Source organism: Mycobacterium attenuatum, assembly GCF_900566085.1.
Taxonomy (GTDB): Bacteria; Actinomycetota; Actinomycetes; order Mycobacteriales; family Mycobacteriaceae; genus Mycobacterium; species Mycobacterium attenuatum.
Map to the genome: position 1 here is coordinate 14,875 of NZ_UPHT01000082.1, position 13,759 is coordinate 28,633.

Genomic DNA, 13,759 nt, shown 5'->3' on the forward strand with positions numbered 1-13,759 from the left:
ATTCGCAGCCGAGCGTGACGATAGCGTCACGCTGAGCGCAGGTGGTGGGCGGCGTGCCGGGCGGCGACGTAGCCGAACACCATGGAACTCGCGATGCTCGCCCCGGCGCCCGGATACGTTCGGCCCATCACTGACGCGGTCGTGTTGCCGGTGGCGTAGAGGCCCTCGATCACCCGGTCATGCTCGTCGAGCACCTGGGCGTATTCGTTGGTGAGCACACCTCCGCAGGTGCCGACGTCCGCCGGGAACACTCTGGTTGCGTAGTAAGGCGCGCGGTTGAGCGGGCCGAGGGCCGTGTTGGGCCGATATCCGGGATCGCCGAGACAGGTGTTGTAGGCCGACTGACCGCGCCCGAAGTCGGGATCCACACCTTGGGCCGCAAAGTGGTTGAACCGCTGGGTCGTTCGGGTCAGCGTGTCGGCGGGCACACCGATGCGGCGGGCCAGGTCGGCGATGGTGTCGCCGCGCTGAACGGCTCCGCTGTCGACGAAGTCGGGTGGCAGGCGCCGGTTGAGCGGGTTGGTGCCCGTGACGTATCGGCGGACGTAGCCGTGGTCGAAGACCATCCAGCACGGTATCGCCTTGGCGGCGTACATGGCCTTGCCGACTTCGACGTAGGAGTTCGACTCGTTGCAGAATCGGCGGCCGGCGGAGTCGACGTAGAAGGCTCCCGGTCGCTGTCGTCCGGAGCCCAGTGATGCCGCGGCCGCACCGCCATTGGAAATGAACACCGAAGGAAGCCACCACGCCTCGTCGAGCAGGTCGGTTTTCGCGCCCAGCCGAATGGCGGCCTGCAGAACCTCGCCGGTGTCACCGGCGTTGGCAATCGACCATTTGCCGTCGTTGGGCTGATCGCCACTGTATCGCCGTCGCATCTCGGTGTTGTGGCCAAAACCGCCGGCAGCCAACAGAACTCCCTTACGCGCCTCGATGCGCAACGGAATACCGCCGTGGATGACGCGTGCCCCGACGACCCGGCCGTCCTCGACAACCAGATCCTCCATGGCGGCGTCGGTCCACAACGGCGGCCGCCTGTCGCTGAGGTCGAGCAGCACCTTGAGCATCTGGCAGACCAATGATGCCCCGTTGGTCAGGATTTGGCGGCCGCGCATCCGCGCTGCGCGGGTGCGCAGAAACACCCGGGCCGCTGCCGCGAAGGCGCTCGGGGACCGGTTGAAGTACTGTACCGAGCGCAACTCGTTGGTCAGCACCACATACCCGTAGTTCTTGGCTAGCGGCGGCTGCAGCCGGCCGCTCCAGGAACCCAACTGGGCGGCGTCGAAGGGAATTCCTTCGACAGCACGGCCGGCTGCGTTACCGCCCCGATGATTCGGGTAGTAGTCGCTCCAGCCGGCGCACCGGATCAGCCGAATCCCTTTGCGGATAAGGAAATCGATCATCTCGTAGCCTGCGGTGAGGAACATCTCCCGGCGGGCGGCCGAAGACGCCGCGCCGACGTCACCGACCACGTCGGCCAGGTAGGCAAGCCCGTCTTCGTAGGTGTCGGCGATACCCTCGGCCCGCATCAACGGGTTGTTCGGCAGCCAGACGATGCCGCCGGACAGCCCCGTCGAACCGCCGACCAGGGCCTGCTTTTCGACGATGAGCGGCTCGAGCCCATGCTCGAGCGCGACGAGTCCGGCCACCATGCCGCCCCCGCCGCTTCCGGCGATCAGCAGGTCGACCGAGTGGTCCCACCGGGTGCTCATTGGACGGCCGAAACGCCTGCGGCGAAGCCCAAATCGGAGATCGGCACGTCGATGGTCGTGTTGGTCTGCGTAATCGCGGGCACCAGCTTGTCATGGGGCAGCCCGGCCAGGAAGCCGTCGACGACGCGCTCGAAGTTGGAGATCAGCCCTTCGATCTGATTCGACAACCGCATGTACTCGAAACCCTTGGAGTGCAGACCTTTCTGCTGCCTGGGCAGGTTGGAGAAGTCCTGCGCGGGAATCGGTGGCCAGCTCGGGTCGTCCGGCGCCTTGGGCTCCGGCAGTCTCGGTTTGCCGGTGACCTGGTCAGGCGGGATCCGGGTCAGCGACCAGATTTCGAACAGTGTCTCCTCCGGCCCCAGCGGGCGGATCCGGTACGACGAGGCGCTGCTGTATTGCGGCAACAGAAAATAATGGGGGAAGGCGAACCCGATCGCGTCGACTATGCCGCGGCGCGCCAACTCGTTGAGGTCGGGGATATCGCATCCCCGCGCGCGATGCCAGGCGACGACGGCGTCGTTGAGCCGGTTGCGCCAGGCCGCCATCGCCTCGGCGGGATCGGCTGGTAACTCGATGTTCTGAAGTCCTTCGGCGATGCGGATGTCGTTGTCGTGAGTCATGCCGCCCATCCCGGAGCCGAGCGTTCGCATGAAATACAGGCTGGCGGCGATGACTGGGTGTGTGGCGGGCGAACCCGTGGTCTGCGCCGACGGCAGCAGCTGCGGATGGGTCTGCGGCACGTGATAGCCCTCCATGAACGCTGCGGTGGCCAGCTTCCAGTTCACCGGCAGTAGACAGGACTGCCACCACTCAGTGCGCAGCGATTCGACCTTCCAGGCGTCGTAGATCGAGGCGAAGGGCTCCAGGCAGGCACGCAACGCGGGCGCTGCGTCGTCGAGGTTGATCCACGCGCACCCGCCCCACAGTTCGCACCGGACCGACACCAGCTCAAGATCCTGCGGGCACAGATTGTGCTCGCCGAACACCTCCGGCCGGGCTACATAGGTGTTGCGTCCGTCGATGGCCCAGCACCAGCCATGGAAGGGGCACACGAAGGTGCGCCGGGATCCGTTGCCCTCCACCAGCTTTACCCCGCGATGCCGGCAGGCGTTGTGGTAGGCCCGCACGTTGTCGGTATCCACCCGCACCACGATGATCGATTCGTCGAGGATTTGGTACTCCACGAAGTCGCCCGGCTTGGGGATCTCTTCGAGCCGGCAGGCCATCTGCCAGACGCGCGGCCAGAACTTCTCGGCCTCCAGCGCGTAGAACTCGGCGTCGTAGTAGCGCTGCTTGGGGATTCGGTCGGCGGTCTGGACCGCCCAGGGCACCGGCAGCGGTGTCCAGTTCACCTCGATGTTCACCATCTGGCTTCCTCGCTCATCCGATTCGCGACGCGCGGCCTTGCCAATAACGTTCGCCGATGCGCCTTTTGTACAACTTGCCGTTGGGGTCGCGGGGCAGCTGCGCGATGAAGTCGATGCTGCGCGGGCACTTGTACGACGCCAGGTGTGCTCGGCAGTAGTCGATGAGCTCGGCCTCGAGGTCGGGTCCGGCCCGGACCCCGTCCGCGGGTTGCACCACGGCCTTGACCTCCTCACCGAACTCGTCGTTGGGAACGCCGAACACCGCGGCGTCGACGAGCTTGGGGTGCATGACCAATAGGTTCTCCGCCTCCTGCGGATAGATGTTGACCCCGCCCGAGACAATCATGAACGTCGAGCGGTCGGTGAGGTAGAGGTATCCGTCCTGGTCCACATGGCCCATGTCGCCCAGTGAACGCCAACCGCGGTCGTTGCACGCCGACGCGGTCTTGACCGGATCTTTGAAGTACTCGAACGGCGGGCCGCCCTCGAAATAGAGCTCGTCGCAGTGCCCGACGGGAAGCTCGGTTCCGTCGTCGCCGAGGACATGCACCGGGCTCAATGGTTTGCCGACCGAACCCGGGTGGGCCAGCCACTCCTGCGGGCCGATCGTGGTTCTGGCGAATCCCTCTGTGCCCCCGTAGTATTCGTAGATGATCGGCCCGAACCAGGCCATCATCTGGTGCTTGACATCCACCGGGCACGGAGCGGCCGCGTGGAGCACACACTGCAGGCTGGAAACGTCATACGCCCGCCGCACCTTCTCGGGCAGTTTGAGCATGCGCACGAACATCGTCGGCACGAACTGGGCGTGGGTGACCCGATGGGTCTCGATCAGCCGCAGCACCGTCTCGGCGTCGAACTTGCCCATGATGACCGCCGCGGCCCCGACGCGGTGGACCGCTATGGCGTAGTTCACCCCGGCGGCGTGATACAGCGGCGCGGGGAACAGGTACACGCTGGCCGGGCTCATCCGGTAGCGCTGCGTCAGCGCCATCTCCAGAACCGCCTGAGCCCAGGAGCCGTTGGCGGTCGGCAGTGGGCGGCGTACCGCCTTGGGTCGGCCGGTGGTACCCGACGAATACAGCATCTCGCTCCCGTCGGACGCCGGGAAATTCGCGCCGGCGCCGGCCAGCGCGTCAAGGTAGGAACGCCAGCCGGGTAACGACCCGCCGACGCAAATCAGTACGCGGCTCCTATCCGCCAATTTGCCGGCCAGGTCGGCGAAGGCGGAGTCGACGAACACCGCCCGGGCCTCGCAGTCGTCGACGACGTAGGCCACTTCGTCGAAGGTGAGGTGGGTGTTGACCGGCGTGTAGTAAAGCCCGGAAAGCTGGCAGCCCCAGGTGATTTCGAGAAACTCTGGACGGTTCGGCAGCAGCAGGGCCACACCGTCGCCGCGCCGCAACCCCGCTTCGTGCAGCAGCGCGGCAACGCGGCGGCTGCGGGCATGCAACTGCGCATACGAGATGACCGGCCCGTCCCCCACGACAAGTGCCGGTGCTGCAGTGCTGGCGTGGTCGGTCAGGTTCATCGGCGTAACACCCTGCGCCCCAACGGTACTACGTTGCCGAGGTGCCGTCAGTCGACTCGGCCGCGGCCGCCTGGCGGCGCGCCATCTCGGCGGGTTTGATCTTGCCCTTCAGCACCTGCTGCACCAGGGCCTGTACGTCGGCGCTGATCGACGCCAGTGCCACCAGGTCGTTGGAGCTTTGCCAATGCACCCGCATGCCCATCAGCTCCCAGGCGCGTTTGATGTTGGCCTTGGTCGCCAACAGTGTCGTCAGCGGAGCCTGCGCGATATGCCGGGCGATCGCCTCCACCCGGGCATCGAGCTGATCGCGCGGGACCACCTCGTTGACCAGACCCACCGCCAGCGCCTTCTGCGCGTCGATGACTTCGTTCAGGTACAGGTAATACGACGCCCGCCGCCAATTCATGAACACCCACGGCTCGATCGAGCATTCGCCCGACGGCATGCCGAAGCCCTGCAGCGGCGGGTACTGAAAGTAGGCGTCCTCGGCGGCGATCACGATATCGGTGGTCAACCCGTAATGGGTGCCCCCGCCGACGCAGTAGCCGTGGACCTGGGCGATCGTCGGTTTGGCGAACTCCCATAAATTGAGCACCGGCTTGACGAACAGGTCGGACTGCGGCTTCCACGGTGTGCCCATGACCTTGGCGCCCTCGACGAACGCCGGATAGTCGACCGCGTTGTTGCCGATGGCGTGTCCGGAGCAGAAACCCTTGCCGTTGGCCTTGAGGATCAGCACTTTGATGTCGTAATCGCGGTCGGCGTCGGCCAGCGCGGCGTCGACCTCCTCGGCGAGTTTCTGGTCCTGGGCGTTGGCCTTCTCCGGCCAGTTCAGCGTGACCCGCGCTATCGCGCCGGTCTTCTCGTAGATGATGCGTTCGCGAGTTTCCTTGAGGTCCATGACTTCTCCTGAGTTATGAGGTGATGACGCCGATCTGAACGCCGATGTCGTAAGTGCCACCGGCGGCCGCGGTCCACTGCACGGTGCCGGACGCACCGGCCTCGATCTCTTGTTCGGCCTTCTCGGTTGCGATGACGTAGATCGGGGTGCCCTCCTGGACATGCTGGCCGCTTTCGACGAGCAGTTCGACGAGTTCGGCCTCCGACACCGCGACCGACACACGCGGGATGCGAATGACGAAGTCAGCCATGCACTCCCGTCCTGTTCAGGGTCCGCTGCGCGGCCGCGACGATCCGTGCCGGCGAGGGATACACCTGCGCCTCCAGCGCGGCGGCGGCCGGGCTCGGGACGAACCGTGCACCGACTCGCTCCACGGGCGCCGCGAGTTCGCCGAACAATTCCGATTGCAGGATCGCGGCGATCTCCGCCCCGGGCCCGCCGAATTGCACCGCGTCGTGCACCACGACGGCTCGTCTTGTGCGACGGGCGGATTCGACGACGGTCTCGACATCCAGCGGCACCAGGGTGCGCAGGTCGACGACCTCGGCGCTGACCCCTTGCTCCTGTAGCGTGTCCGCCGCCGCCAGCGCGTCGTACACACAGCGCCCGTAGCTGATCAGGCTCACGTCGGTGCCCGGCCGCTTGATGTCGGCCCGGCCCAACGGAATAGCAAAACCCGCGTCGACGGGGACGGGTCCGCGTTTGCCTTGCAGCCGGATCGTTTCGATGAACAGGCACGGGTCTTCGTCGAAGATCGCTGCGGTCAGCAGGCCCTTGCCGTCGCGCGGGGTGGACGGCACAATCACCTTCATCCCGGGGATGTGCATGAACCACGCCTCCAACGTCTGCGAATGCGTGGCGCCGGTGGCCAACCCGGCATACACCTGGGTGCGGACGGTGATCGGCGCGGTGGTGCGTCCGCCGGTCATGAAGCGCGGCTTGGCGGCATTGTTGATCAACTGGTTGGCGGCGATGCCGATGAAATCCATGATCATGATCTCGGCGACCGGCAGCATCCCGTCTATCGCCGCGCCGATCGCCGCACCCACGATCGCGGCCTCGGAGATCGGCGTGTCCACCACCCGGTCATGGCCATACTTCGTCGACAGGCCCGCCGTCGGTCCGGACGCGCCGGGATCGGCGATGTCCTCACCGAGCAGAAACACCCGCTCGTCGGCCTGCAGCGCTTGATCCAGTGCGAGGTTGAGCGCCTCGCGCATCGTCATTTCCTGTTCGGCCATGCGGGCATCCCTCATACCGGGAATGTGATCGGCGTCGCGTACACGTCACGCTCGAGTTCGTCGGCGGACGTGGAGTCGGCGGTCATGACCGCCTGCACCGCCGTCTCCACCTGCTGCAGCGCTTCATCGTCGATGCGGCGCAGCTCGTCCTCGCCGCACACACCGGTTTCGAGGAGATAGTTGCCGAATCGGGGCACCGGGTCGGCCGCCATGGCCGCTGCCAGCTCATCCTTTGGCATGTACGGCATCCGGTCGCCGAAGTAGTGACCGCGAAAGCGAAACGTCACGCACTCGATGAAGGCGGGGCCCCCACCGCCGCGGGCGCGGCCCACCGCGTCGTCGAGTGCTGACCTCACCCCCAGCGGGTCGTTGCCGTCGACGCGCACGCCCGGCATCGCATAACCGGCGGCCCGGTCCGCGACGTGTTCGAGTTTCATAGTGGCCGACGTGGGAGTCATCTCCGCGTACCGGTTGTTCTGGCACACGAATACCAGCGGTAGGTCCCACAGTGCGGCCATGTTGGCCGCCTCGTGGAAGGAACCGGTGTTGGCGGCGCCGTCGCCGAAGCTGACCACCGTCACGCGATCCAGGCCCTTGCGCTTGCCGGCCAGGGCGAGCCCGACGGCCACCGGCGGCCCGGCGCCGACGATGCCGGTCGAAAGCATTACGCCCGAAGCGGGATTGGCGATGTGCATGGTGCCGCCCTTGCCGCGGCCGGCGCCGACGGTCCGTCCCATCATCTCGCCGAAGATCTCTTGCAGCGGCACCCCTTTGCCGATCAGATCGTGCAGTCCGCGGTAGGTGGTGACCAGCTGATCATCGGTCCGCAGCACCACACCCATGGCCGCGGCGATGGCCTCCTGGCCGCGCGAGGGCCAGTACACGCACATGAACTCCCCGGTACTGATGCCCTTGGCCAGCCGGTCGTCGGCCGTCTTCATCAGCACCATCACCGCATAGAGGCGGCGCCGGAAGTCATCGCGATCACCCTGACCGCAGCGGTTCATCGCGCGCCTCCAGACCCGTTGCGGTGCAACCGTAATCGCATCACGGTTACCCCCCGACCAGGGTTTGACCTTGAGGAACCCGCCGCCGTCTACCCGCAACTGCTGACCGGTGATATAGCGGGCCGCGTCGGAGGCGAGGAACAACACGGCCTCGCTGATGTCCTCGGGTTCGACATAGGGAATCGGCATCGCTTGGACCACCGGGAAAACTACTTCCGCGTCCGCGCGCTTGGGGTTGGGCAGGTCCGGCCGGAAGGCCCGGTACATGGGTGCGCTGTGCAGCATGTCGGTGTTGACGTTGGTCGGGTGCACCGCGTTCATCCGGATGGAGAACGGGGCCAGCGCCAGGGCAAAGTCGTTAACATAATGCGCCGCAGCGATCTTGGCGAAGGCATAGCCCGCCCCGCCCGGGCCGCCGTCGATGCCGGTGGTGTTCATCGACGACATGAATGCGGCGTTGGATCCGATAACGATGATCGACGCCCCGGCCTGGAGATGTTTCAGGCTGGCGTGCACCAGGTTGAGCACCCCGACCAGGTCTACGTCCACGGCGTCGGCGAAGGCCTGCGGCGGCAGGCCGGCGGTTAGCGGGCAGATGCCGGCGTCGGCGACCACGATGTCGAGACGGCCCAACTCGGACACCGCGGTGTCGATCGCTGTCGACAATGCTGCCCGGTCGCGGACGTCGGCGATCGCGGTGATGACCCGCCGGCCTTCCTTTTCCACCAGACGTGCCGTCTCGGCGAGGTCCTCCGGCCTGGCCAGCGGATACTCGTTCGTCTCGATATCGGCGCACAAGTCCACCGCGACGATGTCGGCCCCCTCTGCGGCAAGCAACCGTGCATGCGAGCGGCCCTGCCCGCGCGCAGCGCCACTGATCACCGCCACCTTGCCGGCTACCCGGCCCATCGCCGCCCCTTGTCCGAGGCCCCGCACCGACGACCCACCTTGGGAGTCAAAGCCTTTCGTCGCCCGCACGGCGCGGGGACCGGGCACGGCCGGGCCCGGGCAGCGGCCAACCGCGCCGGCGTCGAACCGTTGGTGGGCCCCATCGCATCTCTTCCGAAGAACCGCGCGTACCTGCTGCCGGGATATCGCCATCCGCTACGCTAGCTAGAATATCTAAAATAGCAAGGAATAGCTGCATCGACCGAGGGGATTGCGATGGCAGGGGTGCTCAGCGGTGTCCGGGTGGTCGAGCTGGCGTCGTGGACCTACGTACCGTCGGCCGGTGCCGCCCTGTCGGATTGGGGCGCCGACGTGATCAAGGTGGAGGGCGTGGCTTCCGGCGATCCTGGGCGGGCGCTGGTGGTGGGCGGTTTCACCCGCGAAGCGGCCCGGGTCGACGCCGACTTCATTCTCGAGTTGGGTAACCGGGGCAAGCGCAGCATTGCGATCGACGTGAAATCCGAGACCGGGCGTGAGTTGTTCGGCCGATTGCTGGCCAGTGCGGATGTGTTTCTCACCAACTGGCTGCCCGGCGCGCTCGAGCGCGCCCGGCTGACCATCGAGGATATCCGCGCCTTCAATCCCAGGATCATCGTCGCCAGAGGAACGGGACTGGGAGTGCGCGGCCCCGATCGCGATCGCGGTGGCTTCGATGCCGCCACGTACCTGGCGCGCGGCGGGGTTGCCTACACACTCACGCCGTTCGGCAGCGAGACGCCGGCTGTGCAGGGGCCGGCGTTCGGCGACCTGCAGGGCGGGGCAACACTGGCCGGTGGGGTGTGTGCCGCGTTGTTTCACCGCGAACGCACCGGAGAGCCGTGCATCGTTGACTCGTCACTGCTGGCTCAGGCGATGTGGGCCATCGCGCCGTCGATTTCGGCGGCGGACTTCTTCGATATCGACGGCATTCCCGGGGCGCCGCCCGGGTTGGCCATCAATCCGTTGGTGAATCGGTACCAGACCAAGGACGGCAGGTGGATTCAGCTGGTGTTCTTACAACCCGACAAATACTGGGCGGGTTTTTGCCGGCGGATGGGCCTTGCCGAGCTGGCCGCCGACGAGCGGTTTGTGCCGTCGCGCAACCTCATTGCCAACGCCGCCGAAGCAACGCAGATCTTCGCCGCTGCCTTCGCCGGCCACGATCTCGCGCATTGGCAAAAGGTGCTCGAGGACGAACCGGGCGTATGGGCGGCCCTGGCGACACCGCGGGAAACGCTCAACGATCCGCAGGTCGAACCCAACGGGTATGTGGTGACCAACCTCGATGATCACGGCGCTCCGTACCGGATCGTGGCCGCGCCGGTTCAGTTCAACGAGACGCCACCTGATCCCGCGCGGGCCCCCGAGCATGGGCAGCACACCGAGGAGATTCTGCTCGAGCTCGAGGTGGACTGGGACGACATCGCCAGGGCCAAGGATCTCAACGCGATCCTGTGAGGGGGCCGGCTACCGAACGGCCGGCTACCGGGCAGTAGCTGCCTGGCGTGCGGCGATTTTGGCGCGTACCGTAGCCATGTCCAGCGATTTCATCTGGCCGATCAGGTTTTCCAGCACCGCCGGCGGTAGTGCCCCGGCCTGGCTGTAGACCAGTACCCCCTCACGAAACGCCATGATGGTCGGAATTGAGCGGATGCCCGCCGCCGCGGCCAGTTCGCGCTCGGCCTGAGTGTCGACCTTGGCGTGCACGACGTCGGGATGGGCACGCGCGGATTGTTCGTAGATTGGGGCGAACGCTTGGCACGGGCGGCAGTAGCCAGCCCAAAAGTCAACCAGCACAAGCTGGTTGTCGGTAACTGTGGACTCGAATGTGTCATGGGCGAGATTGACGGTGGCCATTGCCGGTCCTTTCATCCGGGGATGCTGCTTGGTACCAACCGATACCCATAGGGGTATATTCCCCGATGTTGCGGATGCTTATTCATACCCCCCGGGGTACTATCCTGGGTAAGGCCGATGAGACGAGAGGATCCACCATGATCGGTGATCAAGACAGCATGGCTGCGGTACTGAACCGGCTGCGGCGAGCCCAAGGACAGCTCGCGGGAGTCATTTCGATGATCGAGCAGGGCCGCGACTGTAAAGAGGTAGTAACTCAGCTGGCCGCGGTGTCGCGGGCGCTCGACCGGGCCGGGTTCAAGATTGTTGCGACCGGACTTCGGGAATGCATTACCGGTGCCGAGTCGGGCCGCGGCGCCCCGCTCAGCGAAGCCGAGTTGGAAAAGCTGTTTCTGGCGCTGGCCTGACGGCGCCCCGAAAAGGACGAAGGAGATATTGGTGATGGATATTGCATTGACGACCACGTTGCACACCGGCTTTGACGAGGCGGTCACCCGCACTCGTGAGGCGCTCGCGCAGCAAGGTTTTGGCGTCTTGACCGAGATCGACGTGAAGGCAACCCTGAAAGCCAAACTGGGCGAGGACATGGAGAACTACCTGATCCTCGGCGCGTGCAATCCGCAGCTGGCGCACCGCGCGATCGGGGCGACCCGCCAGATCGGCACCCTGCTGCCCTGCAACGTGGTGGTGCGGTCGCATCCGGAACAGGCCGGCACCATCGTCATCGAAGCCATGAATCCGCGGCTGATGGCCGACGTGACCGGCGAGCCGAAGCTCGTCCCGATCGCCGAGGAAGTCACCGGCCGCATCCAGGCCGTCATCGACGAGCTGGAACGATCGGAGGCGGCGGCCGAGCGGTCGCAGGCCTAATCGGTACCCTTGCGACCCTGAGGTTCCCACTACTACCCGAGGGGTAACGACGCTTATGTCAGACCAACACCATCACGAGGTCCTCGAGGATCTGCGGCCGCAACACCGGGCGCTTCGCAGCCAGATCCCGGACGTCTACAAGGGATTCGCGGCCCTGAGCGGGGCCGCGCTCACCGACGGCGCCCTCAGCCGCAAGGTCAAGGAACTCATGGCGATGGCGATCGGGGTGGTGCAGGGATGTGATGGCTGCATCGCGTCACACGCCCAGGCCGCCGCCCGCGCCGGTGCGACCGCCGAGGAAGCCGCCGAGGCGATCGGTGTCACCATCCTCATGCACGGGGGACCGGCCACCATCTACGGCGCGCGGGCCTACACCGCATTCTGCGAATTCGCCGAGACGAAACCTTCTTAGCGTCATCCTGTCGTCCTCATGGCGTTCCAGCCGAGCTGCGCCCAGCGGCCGGTGCTCGCAGGGGTGTTGAAACATTCCGGCGCCATCCGGCGAAACGATCGGTAGGTCTAGCGGAAATACGGGGTGTGCTGACCCGATGGCGATACCCTTTGCCGAGGGTTGATGGCGACCGGGCGCCCGCCAGGTTTCCGTGAGGTGGTGGGAGGTCCCTGATGTCGTATCTCATCGCGGCCCCAGAGCTGGTGGCGGCGGCGGCAACGGATCTGGCGAGCGTCGGTTCGTCGATCAGCACGGCCAATGTTGCCGCCGCGGCGCCGACGATGTCAGTGCTAGCCGCCGGTGCGGACGAGGTGTCAAGCGCCGTCGCGGCCCTGTTCGGCGCGCATGCCCAGGCGTATCAACTCCTCAGCGCCCAGGCGGCGGCATTTCATGAACAGTTCGTGCAGCTGCTCACCGCGGGAGCGGGCACGTATTCCCTCGCCGAGGCTGCCAATGCCTCGGCGGCGCAATCCCTGCAGCAGGACGTGCTGGACCTGATCAACGCGCCCACTCAGGCGCTGTTCGGGCGTCCATTGATCGGCAACGGCGCCAACGGAGCGCCAGGGACGGGTCAAAGCGGCGGTGACGGCGGGATCTTGATCGGCAACGGCGGCAACGGCGGCTCCGGGGGCGTCAACCAGGGCGGCGGCAACGGCGGCAACGCAGGCTTATGGGGCAACGGCGGCGCCGGGGGCAACGGCGGCCTGCTGTGGGGCAACGGCGGTGCCGGTGGCGCCGGCGGCAACGGCGGCCCTGCGCCACTGGCCGGTGGCGTCGGCACCAGCGGCGGCAACGGCGGCAACGGTGGTGGCGCCGGGCTGATCTACGGCTTGGGTGGCGCGGGCGGTAACGGCGGGATCGGGGGAGCCGCGCCGGCCCTCGGGCCGTCGCCGACCATCATCCCCGCGGGCGGTGTCGGCGGATCCGGCGGAGCCGGTGGCGGTGCGGCGGCCCTGTTCGGTGTCGGCGGCGCCGGCGGGACCGGCGGGGCCGGCGGCCTCAGCAACGCGACGGTCCTGAGCGTGGGTGGCTACGGCGGCATGGGCGGTCTCGGCGGCCAGAGTGGACTGCTGTACGGCGCGCCGGGCGCCGGCGGGGCCGGCGGCGCGGGCGGGGCCGGCGACGGACTGTTCGCCAGCTTCGGCGGTCATGGTGGGTCCGGCGGGAACGGAGGTGCCACGGGCCTGTTCGGCAACGGCGCGGTCGGCGGTCAGGGCGGGTTGGGGGGTGACGGTGGCACCGGAGGCGCCCAGGGCGGCCAGGGCGGCATCGGTGGTCTCGGCGGCACCGGAAGCCCCGGCGGCCTGCTGCTGGGCAACGGTGGATCCGGCGGCAGCGGCGCCCTCGGCGGCGCCGGTGGCGCCGGCGTGACCACAGGCTTCGCCGGCTCGGGCGGCTTCGGTGGCGCCGGCGGCGATGCCCAGCTGCTCGGGGTCGGAGGTGCCGGCGGCAACGGCGGTGGGATCGGCGCCGGGACGACGGCCGCGGTGCCGGTCACTTCCCAGCCGGTGGGCGGCATCGGCGGCAACGGCGGCCGCGCCGGATATCTGTTCGGCACCGGTGGCGCCGGCGGCAACGGCGGGGCCACCAGCACCAATGGAGCGCTGTATGCCAGCGGCGGAAACGGCGGCAACGGCGGCCTGATCTTCGGCAACGGCGGCACCGGTGGCAACGGCGGTGCCGGCGGGGGCACCAGTGTGGGCAGTGGCGGTCAGGGGGGCAACGGCTCATTTTTCTTCGGCAACGGTGGCGCCGGCGGAACCGGCGGGGCGGGCGGCCAGGGTGCCGGCGGCTCCGGTGGATCGGGTGCGGTGTTCTTCGGCAGCGGCGGTGCCGGCGGTAACGGCGCCCCCGGCGGCACCGGTGCGGGCGGTAACGGCGGGGGCGCGGTGATCATC

General features: G+C 67.2%; 13 protein-coding genes and 1 pseudogene. 5 read left to right on the plus strand and 9 right to left on the minus strand.

Annotated features, from left to right (window positions below):
- Nucleotides 1-26: 26 nt before the first annotated feature.
- From EET13_RS13950 to EET13_RS13985, 8 genes and pseudogenes are all read right to left on the minus strand, one after another.
- Nucleotides 27-1,709, minus strand: coding sequence for an FAD-binding protein (locus EET13_RS13950; protein WP_122442853.1), 1,683 nt, complete (start codon nucleotides 1,707-1,709; stop codon nucleotides 27-29).
- Nucleotides 1,706-3,076 carry an aromatic ring-hydroxylating oxygenase subunit alpha gene (locus tag EET13_RS13955; protein WP_122442854.1) on the minus strand — a complete coding sequence of 457 codons (1,371 nt, stop codon included), beginning with the start codon at nucleotides 3,074-3,076 and terminating at the stop codon, nucleotides 1,706-1,708. Before EET13_RS13955 ends, EET13_RS13950 begins: the two co-directional genes overlap by 4 nt.
- A gap of 13 nt (nucleotides 3,077-3,089) precedes the next feature.
- On the minus strand, nucleotides 3,090-4,607 hold the full coding sequence (locus EET13_RS13960; protein WP_122442855.1) for an acyl-CoA synthetase: 1,518 nt from the start codon (nucleotides 4,605-4,607) through the stop codon (nucleotides 3,090-3,092).
- Nucleotides 4,608-4,635: 28 nt separating this feature from the next.
- A complete protein-coding gene (locus EET13_RS13965; RefSeq protein WP_122442856.1) occupies nucleotides 4,636-5,508 on the minus strand; it encodes an enoyl-CoA hydratase-related protein in 873 nt (290 codons plus the stop codon).
- A 13-nt stretch (nucleotides 5,509-5,521) separates the two neighbouring features.
- Nucleotides 5,522-5,758, minus strand: a complete 237-nt coding sequence (locus EET13_RS13970) for a lipoyl domain-containing protein (protein WP_122442857.1) — start codon at nucleotides 5,756-5,758, stop codon at nucleotides 5,522-5,524.
- Entirely contained in the window at nucleotides 5,751-6,749 is a 999-nt protein-coding gene (locus EET13_RS13975) for an alpha-ketoacid dehydrogenase subunit beta (RefSeq protein WP_122442858.1), read from the minus strand. Before EET13_RS13975 ends, EET13_RS13970 begins: the two co-directional genes overlap by 8 nt.
- A gap of 11 nt (nucleotides 6,750-6,760) precedes the next feature.
- Nucleotides 6,761-7,756 carry a thiamine pyrophosphate-dependent dehydrogenase E1 component subunit alpha gene (locus tag EET13_RS13980; protein WP_122442864.1) on the minus strand — a complete coding sequence of 332 codons (996 nt, stop codon included), beginning with the start codon at nucleotides 7,754-7,756 and terminating at the stop codon, nucleotides 6,761-6,763.
- A gap of 48 nt (nucleotides 7,757-7,804) precedes the next feature.
- Nucleotides 7,805-8,665 (minus strand): annotated as a pseudogene (locus EET13_RS13985) (mycofactocin-coupled SDR family oxidoreductase); the annotation flags it as partial.
- Nucleotides 8,666-8,920: 255 nt separating this feature from the next.
- Between EET13_RS13985 and EET13_RS13990 the strand changes: the two are divergent.
- Nucleotides 8,921-10,141 carry a CaiB/BaiF CoA transferase family protein gene (locus EET13_RS13990; protein ID WP_122442859.1) on the plus strand — a complete coding sequence of 407 codons (1,221 nt, stop codon included), beginning with the start codon at nucleotides 8,921-8,923 and terminating at the stop codon, nucleotides 10,139-10,141.
- Nucleotides 10,142-10,165: 24 nt separating this feature from the next.
- On the opposite strand, the gene EET13_RS13995 is transcribed toward EET13_RS13990, so the two are convergent.
- The gene (locus tag EET13_RS13995) at nucleotides 10,166-10,540 is read right to left on the minus strand and encodes a thioredoxin family protein (protein WP_122442865.1); all 375 of its coding nucleotides are present in this window, start codon (nucleotides 10,538-10,540) and stop codon (nucleotides 10,166-10,168) included.
- 137 nt (nucleotides 10,541-10,677) lie between these two features.
- On the opposite strand from EET13_RS13995, the gene EET13_RS14000 reads away from it, so the two are divergent.
- The 4 genes from EET13_RS14000 to EET13_RS31470 all read left to right on the plus strand — a co-directional run.
- Nucleotides 10,678-10,947: a metal-sensitive transcriptional regulator gene (locus EET13_RS14000; protein WP_122442860.1), complete on the plus strand. Its 270-nt coding sequence runs from the start codon at nucleotides 10,678-10,680 to the stop codon at nucleotides 10,945-10,947.
- A gap of 34 nt (nucleotides 10,948-10,981) precedes the next feature.
- A complete protein-coding gene (locus tag EET13_RS14005; protein WP_122442861.1) occupies nucleotides 10,982-11,410 on the plus strand; it encodes a DUF302 domain-containing protein in 429 nt (142 codons plus the stop codon).
- A 55-nt stretch (nucleotides 11,411-11,465) separates the two neighbouring features.
- Nucleotides 11,466-11,822 (plus strand): carboxymuconolactone decarboxylase family protein, encoded by a 357-nt coding sequence (locus EET13_RS14010; RefSeq protein WP_122442862.1) that lies wholly within the window; start codon nucleotides 11,466-11,468, stop codon nucleotides 11,820-11,822.
- Nucleotides 11,823-12,034: 212 nt separating this feature from the next.
- Nucleotides 12,035-13,759 (plus strand): PE family protein (locus EET13_RS31470; RefSeq protein WP_136623160.1); only part of this gene is annotated, 1,725 nt, incomplete at its 3' end.